The sequence below is a fragment of the Streptosporangium sp. G12 genome (assembly GCF_052983175.1).
In genome coordinates this window covers 18959-36272 of sequence record NZ_JBRIQO010000053.1, presented here as the reverse complement: position 1 = coordinate 36272, position 17314 = coordinate 18959, and the positions used below count along the sequence as shown (strand labels likewise).

Annotated in this window: 10 protein-coding genes; 5 read left to right on the top strand and 5 right to left on the bottom strand. The window is 68.9% G+C overall.

Features of this window, described 5'->3' with window-relative positions:
- The first annotated feature begins 929 nt into the window (after window positions 1-929).
- Both ACVCAG_RS44480 and ACVCAG_RS44475 read left to right on the top strand, forming a co-directional pair.
- On the top strand, window positions 930-3872 hold the full coding sequence (locus ACVCAG_RS44480) for a lectin (protein WP_440088438.1): 2943 nt from the start codon (window positions 930-932) through the stop codon (window positions 3870-3872).
- A 120-nt stretch (window positions 3873-3992) separates the two neighbouring features.
- Window positions 3993-5789 (top strand): lectin, encoded by a 1797-nt coding sequence (locus tag ACVCAG_RS44475; RefSeq protein ID WP_440088440.1) that lies wholly within the window; start codon window positions 3993-3995, stop codon window positions 5787-5789.
- A 108-nt stretch (window positions 5790-5897) separates the two neighbouring features.
- On the opposite strand, the gene ACVCAG_RS44470 is transcribed toward ACVCAG_RS44475, so the two are convergent.
- The 4 genes from ACVCAG_RS44470 to ACVCAG_RS44455 form a co-directional block, all read right to left on the bottom strand.
- Window positions 5898-7589 (bottom strand): amylo-alpha-1,6-glucosidase, encoded by a 1692-nt coding sequence (locus ACVCAG_RS44470; protein WP_440088442.1) that lies wholly within the window; start codon window positions 7587-7589, stop codon window positions 5898-5900.
- 35 nt (window positions 7590-7624) lie between these two features.
- On the bottom strand, window positions 7625-8443 hold the full coding sequence (locus tag ACVCAG_RS44465; protein ID WP_440088444.1) for an ABC transporter permease subunit: 819 nt from the start codon (window positions 8441-8443) through the stop codon (window positions 7625-7627).
- Window positions 8440-9303, bottom strand: coding sequence for an ABC transporter permease subunit (locus ACVCAG_RS44460; RefSeq protein ID WP_440088446.1), 864 nt, complete (start codon window positions 9301-9303; stop codon window positions 8440-8442). The genes ACVCAG_RS44465 and ACVCAG_RS44460 overlap by 4 nt, the downstream gene beginning before the upstream one ends.
- Window positions 9304-9423: 120 nt before the next feature.
- Entirely contained in the window at window positions 9424-10710 is a 1287-nt protein-coding gene (locus tag ACVCAG_RS44455) for an extracellular solute-binding protein (protein ID WP_440088448.1), read from the bottom strand.
- Window positions 10711-11100: 390 nt separating this feature from the next.
- On the opposite strand from ACVCAG_RS44455, the gene ACVCAG_RS44450 reads away from it, so the two are divergent.
- Complete coding sequence (locus ACVCAG_RS44450) at window positions 11101-11322, top strand: hypothetical protein (protein WP_447191586.1); 222 nt, start codon at window positions 11101-11103, stop codon at window positions 11320-11322.
- Window positions 11323-11618: 296 nt separating this feature from the next.
- On the opposite strand, the gene ACVCAG_RS44445 is transcribed toward ACVCAG_RS44450, so the two are convergent.
- Entirely contained in the window at window positions 11619-12989 is a 1371-nt protein-coding gene (locus ACVCAG_RS44445) for an extracellular catalytic domain type 1 short-chain-length polyhydroxyalkanoate depolymerase (RefSeq protein WP_440088450.1), read from the bottom strand.
- Between the two features lie 947 nt (window positions 12990-13936).
- Between ACVCAG_RS44445 and ACVCAG_RS44440 the strand changes: the two genes are divergently transcribed.
- Both ACVCAG_RS44440 and ACVCAG_RS44435 read left to right on the top strand, forming a co-directional pair.
- Window positions 13937-15712 carry a ricin-type beta-trefoil lectin domain protein gene (locus ACVCAG_RS44440; protein ID WP_440088452.1) on the top strand — a complete coding sequence of 592 codons (1776 nt, stop codon included), beginning with the start codon at window positions 13937-13939 and terminating at the stop codon, window positions 15710-15712.
- A 129-nt stretch (window positions 15713-15841) separates the two neighbouring features.
- A complete protein-coding gene (locus ACVCAG_RS44435; protein ID WP_440088454.1) occupies window positions 15842-17293 on the top strand; it encodes an arabinofuranosidase catalytic domain-containing protein in 1452 nt (483 codons plus the stop codon).
- Window positions 17294-17314 lie beyond the last annotated feature (21 nt).

The window sequence follows — 17314 nt, the reverse complement described above, 5'->3', positions numbered from 1 at the left end:
TCGGGTGGTGACCGAGGAGACCACCTTCACCCAGGAGCAGGCCAAGGAAGCCCTGCCCACCCGCCAGTACTGAGCCGGGCCGGGCCCGCCCCCGACCGCGGGGCGGGCCCGTCGCCCGTGGAGGAAAGGAGCTCCGCGCGGCCCACTCCGGGCCGGTCGTCGACGTCGGCGCCAAGGCGGAGATCCAGCGCCTGTGCCGGGGTTGGCGCAGGGGGAGCAGGCCTCGCCGCCGCCGGATCTCGCCGCGGTGGTCGTCGAGGTCGTCTTCACGGCGGATCAGGCGGTTCCGGATCAGTACGACACATATGAACGTTTCATGCGGGAGGTTTCGGTGCGGACGGCAACATGGCGGACATCGTCGCAGGTGAAAGCGAAAAGCGGCTCACCGCGGCCAGAATCTCGGTGTGCATATTGTGAAATAAGTAGGCTTAAGGCCTTGACGGGCATAAGCGGTCGGAACGTAATTGGTAGTGAGGTCCCGGGTGCTCCTTCCGGTACCTCCCTGGCCGGATCACCCGAGCGGGACGTGGAGGCGCTTCGCGGCCCTCCATGTCGTGGTCGGCCATGTCGACATCCACCGCCTTGCCGCACCACGCCCTCTTTCGTGGTGTCACCGGCGAGGCACGCCATCCTGGGAGAAGCACGTGCCCGATCGAACGAGCTCCGCGGACGAGTTCCGCGGACGAGGTCGGCCCCGATCCGGCGTGGCCGTCCCCGTCGGCGTCGTGATGACCAGGAGATCGCCTCCACCGGCCCACCCGTCACGGTCGTCATGCCGCGGAGCGGCATGATCCGGCCGCCCTCGTAGCCGGATCCGCACAGCCGTCGTCGTACACCTCCCCGTTCGACGACGGTCTCCTCCTCGGGAGGGTGTCACCCACCTGAGGAGGGCGTGACCTGACCCACCCCCCACCCCCGAAGGAACCACTGTGCAACCACCTTCGCCCGCCAAGGGGCGCAGACCGGTCCTGACCGGTATCATCTCCGCGGCGCTGGCCGCGGCGTTCACCCTCGTCGCCCCGGTCACCTCCACCCTCGCGGCCACCCCCGCCCTGCACGCGTCGTCATCCGGCGCCGGTGGGGCGGGTGCGCAATCCCAGGCGCTCGCGCTGAACATCCCGGCGTCCGACTACCAGCAGGTGCCGCTCGCGACGGGCGGCGGCGAACTGGGCGAGGCGATGTCACTGGCCGTGCTGCCGAACCGATCGGTCCTCCACACGGCCCGCGACGGCACGTTGCGCGTGACCGACGTCAACGGCAACACGAAGGTGGCCGCCAGGCTCAACGTCTACGCCCACGACGAGGAGGGCCTCCAGGGGGTGGCGGTCGACCCGAACTTCGCCACGAACCGGCACGTCTGGCTGTACTACTCCCCACGGCTGAGCACGCCGACCGGCGACGCCCCGGCCACCGGCACCCAGGCGCAGTTCGACCAGTGGAAGGGCGAGTTCTACCTGTCGCGGTTCACCCTCAAATCGGATGAGACGCTCGACACGGCCAGCGAGAAGGTGGTCCTGCGGGTCGCCAACGACCGCGGCCAGTGCTGTCACGCGGGCGGTGACCTCGACTTCGACGCGCAGGGCAACCTGTACCTGACCACCGGCGACGACACCAACCCCTTCGAGTCGGCCGGCTACTCCCCGCTGGACGAGCGGACCAACCGCAATCCCCAGTACGACGCCCAGCGCTCGGCCGGCAACACCAACGACCTGCGCGGCAAGCTCCTGCGGATCAAGCCGCAGGCGGACGGCACCTACACGATCCCCAGCGGCAACCTGTTCGCGCAGGGGACGGCGAGGACGCGGCCGGAGATCTACGCGATGGGTCTCCGCAACCCGTTCCGGATGAGCGTCGACAAGGCGACCGGCGTCGTCTACCTGGGCGACTACGGGCCGGACTCGGGGTCGACCAACTCCAGCCGGGGACCGAGCGGGCAGGTGGAGTTCAACCGCATCACCGCCGCCGGCAACTACGGCTGGCCGTACTGCACGGGTTCCAACACCACCAACGAGACCTACAACGAGTGGAACTTCGCCTCCAACAGCACCGGCCCGAAGTACAACTGCGCGGGGGGCCCGACCAACAACTCCTTCCGCAACACCGGCCTGACCACGCTGCCCCCGGCCAAGCCGGCGTGGATCAAGTACGCCGGTGACTCCGGCTCGCCGCCGGAGTTCGGCAGCGGCTCGGAGTCGCCGATGGGCGGCCCGGTCTACCGGTTCGACGCGAACCTGAACTCCAGCGTCAAGTTCCCCCAGGTTCTCGACGGACGGTTCTTCGCCGGCGAGTACGGCCGCCGCTGGATCAAGGCCATCGAGGTGAGGAGCGACGGCGGCTACGGGGAGATCTCCGCGTTCCCCTGGTCGGGCACGCAGGTGATGGACATGGCCTTCGGCCCCGACGGGGCGTTGTACGTGCTGGACTACGGCACCGGAAGCAACAACCAGGCGCTCTACCGGATCGAGTACATCGGCCAGGCCGCCAACCGCAACCCGATCGCCAAGGCCTCGGCCGACAAGACCTCGGGACCGGCCCCGCTGACGGTGAACTTCTCCTCGGCGGGCAGTTCCGACCCTGAGGGCGGCGCGCTGTCGTACTCGTGGAACTTCGGCGACGGCACCACCTCCACCGCCGCCAACCCGACCAAGACCTACTCCACCAACGGCTCGTACACCGCCACGCTCACCGTCCGCGACCCGCAGGGGCTGCCCGGAGGCGCGAGCGTCGCCGTGTCCGTCGGCAACACGGCCCCGGCCGTGACGCTCACGACCCCCGGCAACGGCCAGCTGTTCTCCTTCGGTGACACGGTGCCGTTCCAGGTCACCGTGAGCGATCCGGAGGACGGCACGATCGACTGTTCGAGAGTGACGGTGACCTACTCGCTCGGCCATGACAGCCATGCCCACGAGATCACCTCCAAGACCGGCTGCAGCGGCTCCATCGCGGTGCCGGTCGACGGCGAGCACGACACCGCGGCGAACATCTACGGCGTCTTCGTGGCCTCCTACACCGACGCGGGCGGCCTCACCTCCACCAGCAGCCGGACGCTGCAGCCACGGCACCGGCAGGGCGAGCACTTCGGCGCCCAGCAGGGCGTGCAGACGGCCGACCACGCCAGCGCCGAGGGCGGCAAGACCGTGGGCTTCGTCGACGACGGCGACTGGATCTCCTTCACGCCGTACAACCTGAGCAACGCCAACAGGTTCACCGCGCGGGTGTCCTCGGCGGGCGTGGGCGGCCGGATCGAGGTCCGGGCGGGCTCGGCCACGGGCACGCTGCTGGGAACGGTGAACGTCACGAGCACCGGTAGCTGGGAGACCTTTGCCGACGTCTCGGCGAACCTCGGCGGCGCGCCGTCCGGCGCCACGACGCTGTACCTCGTCTTCCGCGGCGCGACCGGCCAGGGCTACCTGTTCGACCTGGACGCCTTCACCTTCGGCACCGGCACGTCGCCGACACCGTCGCCGACGCCGACGCCTTCCGGTGACACGAGCGCGTTGCGGGGAGTGGGGTCGAACCGGTGCCTGGACGTCTCCGGCGCCTCGCAGGCCAACGGCGCCACGGTGAACATCTGGGACTGCAACGGGCAGGCCAACCAGCGGTGGACCTCCAACAGCTCGGGTGAGCTGCGGGTCTACGGCAACAAGTGCCTGGATGTGAGCGGGGCCGGGACCGCCGACGGCACCGCGGTGCTCATCTGGGACTGCAACGGCCAGAACAACCAGAAGTGGCGCTTCAACTCCGACGGCACCATCACCGCGGTCGGCAGCGGCAAGTGCCTGGACGTGTCCGGCAGCGGCACCGCCAACGGCACCAGGGTGTACATCTGGACCTGCCTGGGCGCCAACAACCAGAAGTGGACCCGCGTCTGAGGCGATCCGCCACAGCACGCGACCTCGACCACACCACGAGCACGTCATCGATGTGGCGCCCGGAGCGGCCCGGCTCATCGCCGGAAGGGCCGCGCCGGGCGCCACGACGGAAGGACACCCATGCTTCGACATCTGATCCCCGCCGCGCTCGGGCGCAACGGGGGTGGCGGCCGGAGGACCTCCGTGCTGCGACGCCTGTCGGTGGCCGCGCTGGCGCTCAGCGCCGCCGCCGCCACGACCGTGATCTCCGCGCTTCCCGCCCAGGCCGCCGCCTTCGAGGTGCTGGTCTTCTCCAAGACGGCCGGGTTCCGGCACGACGCGATCCCCGTCGGGATCCAGACCATCCGCGACCTGGGGGCCGCCAACGACTTCACCGTCACCGCCACCGAGGACGCCGGCGCCTTCAGCACGTCCAACCTCTCCCGGTACAAGGCGGTGGTGTTCCTCAACACCACCGGTGACGTGCTGAACGACAGCCAGCAGTCCGCCTTCCAGTCGTACGTGGACGGCGGCGGCGGTTACGTGGGCGTGCACTCGGCCGCCGACACCGAGTACAACTGGCCGTACTACGGGCAGCTGGTGGGCGCCTGGTTCAACAGCCACCCGGCGATCCAGCAGGCCACCGTGCGCAACGAGGACCGGGCGCACGCCGCGACCGCTCACCTGGGGACGACCTGGACGCGGACCGACGAGTGGTACAGCTTCCGGAGCAACCCCCGCCCGAACGTGCGGGTCCTGCAGAACCTGGACGAGAGCACCTACAGCGGCGGCGGCATGGGCGACCACCCGATCACCTGGTGCCGTCCGATGGCGTCCGGCCGCTCGTTCTACACCGGCCTGGGGCACACCCAGGCGTCGTACGCGGACTCGAACTTCCGCACGCTGCTGCTGGGCGGGATCCGGTACGCGGCCAAGGCGACCAACGCCGACTGCCGTCCGGAGACCGGCTACACGACGTTGTACAACGGGTCGACGACGGGCTGGTCGCAGGCCGGGCCGGGGTCGTTCACCAACAGCTCCGCCACGCTGACCTCCCAGGGCGGCATGGGCATGCTCTGGTACAACGCCAAGGAGTTCGGGTCGTACTCGCTCAAGCTCGACTGGAGGCTGAACGGCGACTCCAACTCCGGGGTGATCGTCGGGTTCCCGGCCACCACCGACCCGAACACGGCGCTCAACACCGGGCACGAGGTGCAGATCGACGCGACCGACAGCGCGGACAAGACGACCGGGGCGGTCTACGGGTTCAAGGCGGCGGACATCGCCGCACGCGACGCGGCGCTGAACCCGCCGGGCCAGTGGAACACCTACGAGCTGCTGGTGGAGGGTGAGCGGCTGCAGGTGTTCCTGAACGGCACGAAGATCAACGACTTCACCAACACCGACCCGGCCCGCTCGCTGCAGCAGGGCTACATCGGCATCCAGAATCACGGGTCCCCCGACGTGGTGGCGTACCGCAACATCCGCATCAAGGAACTGGGCGGCGTGACCCCGACCCCGACCCCGACTCCGACCCCCACCCCGACCGCCAACACGAGCGCGTTGCGGGGCGTGGCGTCGGGCCGGTGCCTGGACGTCTCCGGCGCCTCGCAGGCCAACGGCGCCGCGGTGAACATCTGGGACTGCAACGGGCGGCCCAACCAGCAGTGGACCTCGACCGCATCGGGTGAGCTGCGGGTGTACGGCAACAAGTGCCTGGACGTGAACGGAGGCGGGACCGCCGACGGCGCCGCGGTGATCATCTGGGACTGCAACGGCCAGAACAACCAGAAGTGGCGCCTGAACGCCGACAACAGCATCACCGCGGTCGGCAGCGGCAAGTGCCTGGACGTGTCCGGCTACGGCACCGCCAACGGCACCAAGGTGCACATCTGGAGCTGCCACGGCGGCACCAACCAGAAGTGGACCCGGGGATGACCACGATGTGACGCGACCCTGGAGCCGGTCCGCCCCCTCGGCGACCGGCTCCAGGGGGCGTCCCCGCCGGACGGGAGCGGCCGCCGCGGCCGGGCGGGTGCATGTGGTTCACGGCGCCCGGCGGATGTGGGCGGCGGCCAGGATGAGATACGCGCTGGCCGTCCAGGTGTAGGCGCGATCGCGCAGCCCCGTCCCGGTGCGGGCGTCGAAGTTCTCCGCGAATCCCGACTTCTCGCACAGGGCGCGGAACCGGGAGCTGACCTCGTCGGCGAGGACGGTCTGGCCGGCCCGGCGGAGGCCGTCCTCGATCAGGACCGTCGAAGGGGCCCAGATCGGGCCGCGCCAGTAGCCGTCGTCCTGGTAATGCGGTGAGGTCGGCAGTTCGGTGGCGAGTCCGTATTCGGTCAGGTGGGTCTTGATCCGGGAGGCCAGGGCCGTCTGGACGTGCTGGGGCAGTTCCTCGCCCAGCACGATCGGCATGAGGTCGAGCAGGCTGCTGCTGGTCCAGGTCTCCTCCGAGCCCGCGCTCCGGGTGACGAACCGGTCGCCGCGCCACAGCCGGGCGAGCATCGCCTCGGCCATCCGGTCGGCCGCCTGCGACCAGCGGGCCGCCTCGCCGGGCAGGGAGAGTTCGCCGGCCAGGCGGGCGAGCGTGCGCATCTGGAGGATCAGGAACGACGCCAGGTCGGCCGTCTCGACGACGCGTTCGGGCGCGAACGTGGTCGCGTTGTCCCATCCGCTGTCGTTGCCGTGCTGGTAGTGGGCCAGTTCGTGTCCGGGCACGCGCCGGGCGGTGAGCCAGAAGGTGGTCCACCGTTCCAGCAGGCGGTAGACGTCGGCTCGTTCCTCTCCCGACACCGGCGGGAGATGCCGCAGGACCCAGCCGTGGATGGGCGGCTTGACGAAGTTGTACAGGATCTCGGAGTGGGTGATCGAGTCGGGCAGCGCGCCGGTGGCCTCCTGGTGGTCGAAGGGCAGCCGGAACTGGTCCCACGCCAGCGAGGGCAGACCCTCGGCGAGGGCGATCGCGTTGAAGCAGTGGTCCCAGCTCCACACCTTGTCCATCCAGTGCTTGGACATCAGCACCGCCGGACGGGTGACGAACCCCGTCGCGCGTACGGTGGCCGACCACAGCACGTAGACGGCGAGTTCGGCGGCGGGTGTCCGGTCGTCCCGCCAGGGTGCCACGGTGCCGAGGTACTCCTCGTAGTCGCGCCGGGCCGCGCCGGCCACCTGCTCGAAGTCGTGCTCGCTCGTGTACGGGGCGCGGGCGGTCTCGAACTCCTCGACGGCGATCTCCCACGTGTCCCCGTCCCCGGTGACCACGACGCCCCGCTCGGTGGTGCCGAGCTCCTGCGCGCCCAGGTGTTCGCTGATCCGCCCGGCCAGGAGCGTGACGCGGTAGCGGCGCCCGGTCTGGTAGACGGTGAAGACCGCGGACCCGTCCCGGGGGTCCTGGAAGAAGTAGGGGCCGCTGAACGGCGTCAGGACCGGGTCGGCGGCCAGCAGTCGCAGGTCGACTCCGCGTCCGCGCACCCGCACGGTGTCGGTGTTCTCGTAGGCGAGGTCGATCCGCCCGGGGTCGCAGTCCCAGGTGAGCCGGTGCGGGGTGGCGGTGACGACGCTGCCGGCGGTGGGGACCAGCCGCAGGATCGGGTGCATGCCGGTCTGGTGGGAGACCAGGTGGACGTCCTGGGCGTAGGTGTTCTCGCCGATGACCGGTGAGAAGCCGAACCAGGACCCGCGGAAGCTGAACGGGATTTCCCGCAGGGAGAACACCGGGCCTGTGGCGGCGGTCATGAAGTGACGATCCTTTCGGTGGGAGGGTGACCCGGTCAGTCCTTGACGGCGCCCGAGGTCACGCCGGCGGTGACGTAGCGCTGTGCGATGACGAGGAGAACGACCGCGGGTATCGACGCGACGACGGCGGTGGCCATGATCGCGTTCCACTGCTGGTTGTTGTTGCCGATGTAGTGGTAGATGCCCAGGGTGATCGGCTGGTGGTCTCCTCCGCTGTCGAGCGTGCTGGCGAAGATGAAGTCCGACCACGCCCACAGGAACGCGAACAGCGACACCGTGATGATCGCGTTGCGGCTGACGGGCAGGACGATCGACCAGAAGGCCCGTACGGCTCCGGCGCCGTCCACGCGGGCGGCCTGGAGGAGTTCGTGCGGGATGCCCGACATGAACGCGGTGAGGATGAGCACCGCGAAGGGGACGGCGAGGGTGGAGTCGGCCACGATCAGCCCGGGGAGCGTGTTGAGCACGCCGAGGTTGAGGAACATGGCGTAGAAGCCCATCGCCATGATGATGCCGGGGATCATCTGCGCGATCAGCAGCACGAAGCTCAGGGCCCTGCCGCCGCGCGGGCGCAGCTTGGCCAGCGAGTACGCCGCCGGGGCCGCGACCGCCAGGGTCAGCAGCACCGTCCCCAGCCCGACCACCAGGCTGATGCCCAGGTAGGGAAGCTGCTGGTCGAGGACCGCGCGGTAGCCGTCCAGGGTTCCGTGTACGGGGAACCACGACGGCGGGCTCCTGCGCATGTCGCGGTCCCGGGTGAACGACACGTTGATCATCCAGTAGACCGGGAACAGCATCACGCCGGTCAGCGCGAGCCCGATCACGGTCTTCCACCAGCGGCGCGGGGTGCTCATGAGAGGTCCTGCCTTCGCTGGAGGCGGATGTAGAGAAGCCCGAAGACCAGCGCCATCGCGATCAGGATGTTCCCGACCGCGGCTCCCGGGCCGAAGGACGGCACCAGGTTCCCGAAACCCAGCCGGTAGGACCAGGTGGACAGGGTCGTGGAGGAGCCGCTCGGCCCGCCCTTGGTCATGATCCAGATGATGTCGAACACCTTCAGCGTGTAGACCAGCCCGAGCAGCAGCGTGATCGCCGAGACGGGTCGCAGCAGGGGGAAGGTCACGCTCCAGAACCGCTGCCAGCCCGACGCGCCGTCCAGGGCGGCGGCCTCGTAGACGGACGGGCTGATCGACTGGAGGCCGGAGTAGAGGATCACCAGGTTGAACGGGACACCGATCCAGATGTTGGCGGCGATCACCGACCACAGCGACCAGTCCGGCGAGGTCAGCCAGTTGACCGGGCCGACTCCGAACGCGCCGAGCACCGCGTTGACCACACCGGAGTCGCTGTTGAGCATCCAGGCCCAGGTCGAGGACGACACGATCAGCGGGAGCAGCCACGGCACCAGGAACAGGGCGCGCAACGTCGCCGACAGCGGGAAGTTCCTGACGAAGAACAGGGCCAGGGCGAGTCCGACGGCGAACTGGAAGGCCAGCGACACCACCGTGAACACCACGGTCTGCCACAGCGCGGGCCCGAACGTGGCGTCCTTGAGCACCTCGACGTAGTTGGCGAACCCGGTGAAGGGCGCGTCGCCCTGGACGAACGAGCGCACCGTGTAGTCGCGCAGGCTCAGCTCCACGTTGCGGAACAGCGGGTAGGCGTAGAACACCAGTAGATAGACGGTGATCGGTACCAGGAAGCCCCATGCCACCCACCGATCCGACCTCCATCGGGCCGCTTTCCGGCGGCCCGATCCGTTCGGGACGGGGCCACCGCCGGCAGGGGCCGGACGCCGGGTGGGTGCCTGGGCGATTCGACTCATGGTCCGGGCCTACTGGATCGCGCTCGCCGCCGCGGTCTGCGCGTCGGTCATCGCCTGCTCGGGGTTCTTGGCCCCGCTCAGCGCCGCCTGCACCGCGCCCCACATCGGTTCGGAGATCTTCGGGTACTTGGTGCCGAGGTCGTCGCTGGTACGGCCCTTGGCCGCCTTGACCGCCTCCACCCACACCGCGAGCTCGGGATTCTCGGTGCTCTGCCGGGCCTGGACCTGGTCGGTGGGCGCGATGTACGACAGCGCCGTCGCCGTGGCGAAGGAGTTGTCGGTGCTGGTCAGGCACGTCACCAGCTTCTGGGAGGTGGCGTAGCGCGCCGTGTCCTGCTGGACGGGGACGCTGACGAACTCGCCGCCGGTGGGCGCCGCGGCGGTTCCGCCGTCCTTGGCCGGCACCGGGATGATGCCGTACTCGAAGCCGGCCTCCTTGGCGTTGGCCAGTTGCCAGGTGCCGTTCTCGGCGAAGGCGTAGTCGCCGGTGGCGAACTCCTGCCAGCTGGTGGTCTGGGTGTTGTTGATGACCGAGTTCGGGGCGAGCCCCTTCTTCAGCCAGTCGGTCCACAGCGCCACCGCCGACACGCCCTGGGGGGAGTCGAGCTTGGTGAGCTGCGCGCCCGAACCCCAGAACCAGGGCAGGAACTGGAAGCTGCCCTCTTCGGTGCCGATGGCGGAGAACGTGATGCCCTTCTTGCCCGCCGCCTTGACCTTCTCCAGGGCCGCGGTCAGCGACGCCCAGTCCTTGACCGAGGCGATGTCCACCCCCGCCTTGTCGAGCACCGCCTTGTTGTAGTAGAGCGCCAGGGTGTTGGCCCCGATCGGGACGCCGTAGGTGTTGCCGCCGCTCTGCCCGGCCGCGATGAGGTTGGGCGAGATCGCCGAGATGTCGAGCTTGTTCTCCGCGGTCGTGGTCAGCACGCCGGCCTCGGCGAGCGTCGACACCACCGGGTTGTCGACGATGAGCACGTCGGGGGCGTTGCCCTGCTGCGCGGCGAGCAGCGCCTTGTTGGTCAGGTCGGTGGTGTCGTAGCCCGTGCGTTCGATCGTCACACCCGCCTGGGAGCCGCAGGTGTCCAGCAGCTTCACCCAGTCGGAGGTCTTGTCGTACTGCGGGTAAGGGTCCCAGATGGTGTACGCCCCGCCGCCCGCAGCCTGGCTGGAGGCCGCCGCGGTGCCCGCCGTGCCCTCGGAGGAGGTGGTCGAACAACCGGCCAGGCAGCCGGCGGCCAGGAGGGCCAGGCCCGCGCCGAGCGTGCGCCTGCTCGATCCTGCTGATCTCGGTGCCGCCATGGATCCGGCCGTCCTTTCGGGGGCAGGTGATGTGGGTACGGTGAAGTTCGTTGCTCGCACGGTTCCGGCCTCCGTTGACCGGCGTCACACGCCTGTTTCCGCTCGATGTCGAACCGATTGTTCGAATCGGTTCGACTGAACCTAGGACGATGTCGCATGCACGTCAATGGGTCGCCTGGGATCTCCTCGACCGGAAAGGCATTCTTCCTGGTCGGATCGTGACTCCTCAAGGAGAATCGATTCGATACCCTCTGAACCCGGCCGGAAGTCGCATGATCAGATCCCTGCCCGGGCGGTGCCGGTCACCGGAGCGGAGGCCGGCGGGTCCATGCGGCGGTACGGCGCGGTGGAGTCATGGCGGGGACAGCGCGGGCGTTGGCGCCGAGCCCTGTGATTCCGCGTACGACGACGCGGTCACGTCCCGGTCGGCCGGTCGTCGACCGGTCTTGTCGTGCTCTCCCGGATCGTGAGGGTGGTGGCGAGTTCGAGCCCGGCCTGCGTCGGCTCCTCGCCGCGTCCCAGGGCCAGGGCCGGCTCGGTGGCGGCGGCGGAAAGCAGATCACCTACTACCTCACCAAGTCCGGCACGACGGTGACCGGCGCCACCACCTGACCACCACCGTGACGGGTGCCGCGCTTCTCGGCGCGGCACCCGAACGGCAGGCGGAGGCCGACCGGCCTCCGCCTGCCGTTCGAACCACGCGAGGATGCCGACTGTCCCACGCGGATCGGCGTGGATCCACGGCGCCCCATGGAACGTGATCGCAATCCTGATCGTGGTAGCGGCCAAGCCTCAAGACGCCGACCTGATGGTCGACGAGAACGACACCCCGGGCCACCGGGTCGCGTACCACCGCGAGCAGATCGAGGAGTCCCGCGCTGTAGCGGCTTCGATCGGGGCGGACGGTGTCAGGCTCGGGTCCATTTCTGGTTGGTGCCGCCGTGACAGCTCCAGATGTGCACCTTGGTGCCGTTGGCGGTGCCGTAGCCGGACACGTCCAGGCACTTGCCGCTGCCGACCGCGGTGATGCTGTTGTCGGCGTTCAGGCGCCACTTCTGGTTGTTCTGGCCGTTGCAGTCCCAGATGATCACCGCGGCGCCGTCGGCGGTCCCGCCTCCGTTCACGTCCAGGCACTTGCCGCCGTACACCCGCAGTTCACCCGATGCGGTCGAGGTCCACCGCTGGTTGGGCTGCCCGTTGCAGTCCCAGATCTGTGCCTGTGCGCCGTTGGCCTGCGAGGCGCCGCTCACGTCCAGGCAGCGTCCCGATCCGACGCCCTTCAGCGCGCTGCTCGTGCCGCTCGAGGGCGACGGAGAAGGCGAGGGCGAAGGCGAGGGAGAAGGAGTGCCGCCGCTGTCGAGGCCGAGGAAGGTGATGGCATAGGCGAGCTGGCCGCTCATCGGCAGCTGGTGGCCGACCCCGCTGATGCTGATCCCCTCCACCGTGGCCTGGGCCGAGGTGACGCCGTATCTGGTCCGGGTCCAGTTCGACTGCGGACGGTCGGTGAACGCCGGGGTCTGGCTCAGCCCGTGCAGGTTCGTCCACTGCTTGATCTCTTCGCCGAAGTTGTTGTAGTGGAGCGTCGTGTCCGTGCTGCCGTGCCACAGTTGCATCCGAGGCTGACGGCCGGTGTATCCGGGATACATCGAGCGGGCGAGGTCACCCCACTGCTGCGCGGTCTTGATCACTTGCCCGCCCGAGCACTGGCCGTTCCACAGCGACCCGTTCGTGGTCGCGAAACACCCCGCGGGAACTCCGGAGAACGCCGAACCGGCGGCGAACACGTCCGGATACTGAGCGGCCAGCACGTTGGTCATCATCGCCCCCGAGGAGAACCCGCTGACCACGATCCGCCCCGGATCCACGTTGTAGCGCTGTCGCGCCCAGGTGACCATCGCCATGACACCGGTGGAGTCGCCGCCGCCGTCACGCCGCAGCGCGGCGGGGGTGGACACGTCAAAGCATTTCTCGCTGCGGGTGGCCTCCGGCACCACGATGACGTACCCGTGCCTGTCGGCCGCGGTCACGTAGTCGCGCCCGTTGCCGTTGAAGATCGCGCCGGCCGACCCGCCGCAGTAGTGGATCAGCACCAGCAGCGCGGGCTGTGCCGCGACGCTGTCCGGTACGTAGACGTACATGTTGAGGTTCGTCGGGTTGGTTCCGAAATTCGTCACCTGGGTCAGGGCCGCAGCGGACGCCGACGGTAGCCCGACGAGGGCTCCGGCGGAGGCCAGGCACAGGACGACGGCCGCCAGCACCGCTCTGATCGTGCGTTTCACTCATCTGCCTTTCGTCTCCGGTCAGCCCCGCCGCTCGCGTCCGATCGCGTCGGCGAACAGCCGAACCAGGTCGAGCTCGGGCCCTCTGTCGGCACCGCGACAGTGTGCTGGGGGCACGCCGGCTCCTGTCGGTGTGCGGGCGCATCGATTCGATCACGTGAGGACCTCAGGGTAGGAGTCGCTCTTGCGCTGTCAAGGCGGCGTATTCCGCGTCCGTCACGGCTCGTGCCGCTGGCGATGATCATGCGCGGTCGACGGTGGCGACGGGCTCGGCGTTTCGACAGGCAGAAGGGAGGGCTTTTCCCGGCGCGGGTCTCGCGGGCAGGCGCCGCGGGCAGGCGCAGCTCTCATGCGGGGAATGAAAGTTTCATACTCATCGTGCGGTCAGGGCGACAGGTCTTGTCTGACCGAAACCTTCAGAACCGGAAGGGACGAGCCGGCCATGATGCGATTGTGATCCTTGATGACGATAGGCGTCCAGGCGAGGACGGCAAAAGATCAACGCTGTGGCGAAGGCTGCATGGCCCCCGAACAAGCTTGCTTCACCGGGATCTTAGGTAGGCCTATTTCGTCAACGGAACCATTCGTCTCTCTTGCCGGAGCCTCCCGTCGCTCACACCAGACGCCGTCCGGGTCGCTCGCACGCCTGCCACGGCGCTCGAAACCATGCGTTTACCTCCGTAACACATGTCATTGACATCCCTGACAGTGAGATCTAGGCTGCGGTCGAATCGAATCGATTCGACTCAACGCAGGACATCCTGGTTTTCGCGCCACCCCCCACAAAGCCCCACGAAGCCATTCCACTCACCTGTGCGCACAGCACCCACGAGTGAGGAGAGTCCGAGATGAACGTTGGCGACATCGTCCGCCGAGCCCGGCTGTGGCGTCTCACACCATCGCTGCCTGCCCATCGGCCCCGCCCCCGCGCGTCCGAGGAGCCAGGGGTGGACATCGCACCCGGCAGGCGGCGCAGAAGCCGCCGCGCGATCGCAGCCTTTCTCGCCGTCGGCGTACTCGTCGCGGGCCCCGTCGTGACGTCCGCCACGCCGGCCCAGGCCGCGGACCAGTCCATCGCCGTCGACTTCTCCGCCGGCGGCGGTACCCCGACCTACCGGGCCTCCGGTTGGATCTACGGCATGACCGAGAACGCGTCGGGCCCGCCCGACCAGTTCTTCAACGACGTGAAGTTCCGGTACATGCGGGCCGGTGGAGCACAGCTCGACAGCCCGGGTGGCTGGGTGTCGGGCAAGTACGACCGCCGGTGGAACGCCACCCGCGCCCAGTTGCTGCGCACCCGGTCACTGGGCGGGGAGTTCATCCTGCTCGTCCACGACCTGTGGGGCGCCGACGGCTACCCGATCTCGCGCTTTCCCGGTGACAACGGCAACTGGACGGACTACGACAACTTCCTCACCCGCCTGATCAACGACGTGCGGGCGACGGGTGCCCCGGTGCAGTGGGACCTGTGGAACGAGCCCAACATCACGCTGTTCTGGAACCGCCCCCAGTCCCAGTACTTCGAGCTGTGGCGACGCACCTACCAGCGCATCCGGGCCGCGTTCCCGGCGCATCTCATCGTCGGGCCGAGCTGCGCGTGCGTGCCCTCCACCGGCCACGCCTTCTGGAACCAGTACCTGGACTACGTCAAGGCCAACAACGTGGTGCCCGACATCATCAGCTGGCATTCGCTGCCGGGCGACCCGGTGGCCAACGTGGCGGCGGCCGACACCACGTTGAACTCCCGCGGCATCCCGCACCCGCGGCCCTACCAGATCAACGAGTACGGGGCGTCCAACGAGCAGAACCCCGCCGACGGGTCCTGGTACATCGCACGCCTGGAGCGGGCCGGCGCCGACGGCCTGCGCGCCAACTGGGCGGGCGGCGGAAACCTGCACAACGACCTCGGCAACCTGCTCGTCCGCAACTCGGCGGGCCAGTACCAGCCGAAGGGCGAATGGTGGGCCTACCGCTTCTACGGCTCGCAGACCGGCCAGATCGCGTCCGTCACCCCCAGCGCCTCGTACGACGCGTTCGCCACCAAGGCGGCGGGGACGGCCAAGATCCTGGTCGGCGGCGGCACCACGACCGGCAACATCGCCGTCAACCTGCGGCGCCTGGACACCACGAGCGGCATCGTGGAGAACAACCAGGTGAGGGTCGTCGCCGAGCGCATCCCCTACAACGGCGGCGGAGCCGTCACGGCTCCGGTCACCGTCCAGAACTCCGTGGTGACCCTGTCCGACAACGGCACGACGGTCAACCTGCCGCACACCGCCATCGACGACTCCTACACCATCACGCTGCTGCCGCCCTCCTCCGACCCCGGCAACGGGTCGACGTCGGTGTTGCGCAACCTCAACGCCGGCCGGTGCCTGGACGTGCCGAACTCGACCACCACCAACGGTACCCAGCTGCAGCTGTGGGACTGCGGCACCGGCACCAACCAGCGCTTCACCCACACCTCGGGCAAGCAGCTGCAGGTGTACGGCAACAAGTGCCTGGACGCCAACGGGCAGGGCACCGCCAACGGCACCCAGGTGATCATCTGGGACTGCAACGGCCAGGCCAACCAGCAGTGGAACGTCAACGCCGACGGCACCGTCACCGGCGTGCAGTCCGGTAAGTGCATGGAGGCGAGCAACTTCGGGACCGGCAACGGAACCAGGGTGCAGTTGTGGTCCTGTACCGGCACGAGCAGCCAGAAATGGGCCAGAAGCTGACCCGGTGACCGGCGGGGACCACCGGGATCTGTAAGGAATTCGTTTCTTCGACGGGCCGCGCCCTCGGAAAGTCGCACGACGACCCCGTGCATCCGAAGGGCGCGGTCCGGCAAGAGGCAAGGAGGCAGCATGCCCCTCGCAAACCTGGGAAGGACGCTCGCGGCCGGCGCGAGCGCGTTGGTCGCCGCCGCCTGCCTGACCGGCGGCGGTAGTGCCCAGGCCGCCACCACCGGCCCGTGTGACATCTACGCCGCGGGCGGGACACCGTGTGTGGCCGCGCACAGCACCACCCGGGCGCTGTACGGCGCCTACAACGGCCCGCTGTACCAGGTGCGGCGCGCCTCGGACAACACCACCCGCGACATCGGCGTGCTGAGCGCGGGCGGAGTCGTCAACGCCGCCGCACAGGACTCGTTCTGCGCCGGCACGACCTGCCTCATCACCATCCTCTACGACCAGTCCGGCCGCAACAACCGCCTCACCCAGGCTCCGCCCGGCTACTGGCCCGGTCCCGGTCCCGGCGGATGGGACAACCTCGCCGACGCGAAGGCGGCCCCGATCACCATCGGCGGCCAGAAGGCCTACGGCGTCCGCATCGAACCCGGTACCGGCTACCGCAACAACAACACCAACGGTGTGGCGACCGGCGACCAGCCCGAGGGTATCTACGCCGTCGTCGACGGCACGCACTACAACCAGTGGTGCTGCTTCGACTACGGCAACGCGCAGACGGATGGCCAGGCCGACGCCCCCGCCATCATGGAGACCGTCTACTTCGGCGCCAACAAACAGTGGGGCTACGGGGCCGGGGCCGGTCCCTGGATCATGGCCGACCTGGAGTGGGGGCTGTTCTCCGGGGTGAACGCGGGCTACAACAACCTCGCGCCGATCAACCACCGTTTCGTCACGGCCATCGTCAAGGGTGAGCCGAACCACTGGGCGATCCGGGGCGGCAACGCGCAGTCGGGCGGCCTGACGACCTACTTCGACGGGCGGCGCCCCAACGGCTACCACCCGATGAAGAAGGAGGGCGCCATCCTGCTCGGCATCGGCGGCGACAACAGCGTCTCCGGCCGCGGCACCTTCTTCGAGGGCGTGTTGACCTCCGGTTATCCTTCGGAGGCCACCGAGAACGCCGTGCAGGCCAACATCACCGCCGCGGGCTACGCGCCGGCCGGCGGCAACCCGCAGCAGGGCGTCCAGATCGTGGGCGGTCAGTCCGGCCGGTGCCTGGACGTGCCGAACTCGACCACCGCCAACGGCACCCAGGTGCAGCTGTGGGACTGCGGCACCGGCACCAACCAGCGCTTCACCCAGACCTCGGGCAAGCAGCTGCAGGTGTACGGCAACAAGTGCCTGGACGCCAACGGGCAGGGCACCGCCAACGGCACCCAGGTGATCATCTGGGACTGCAACGGCCAGGCCAACCAGCAGTGGAACGTCAACGCCGACGGCACCGTCACCGGCGTGCAGTCCGGTAAGTGCATGGAGGCGAGCAACTTCGGGACCGGCAACGGGACCAAGGTCCAGCTGTGGTCCTGCACCGGCACGACCAGCCAGAAATGGACCCTGCGCAGCTGACCCCGCCGGCACGCGGAAGGT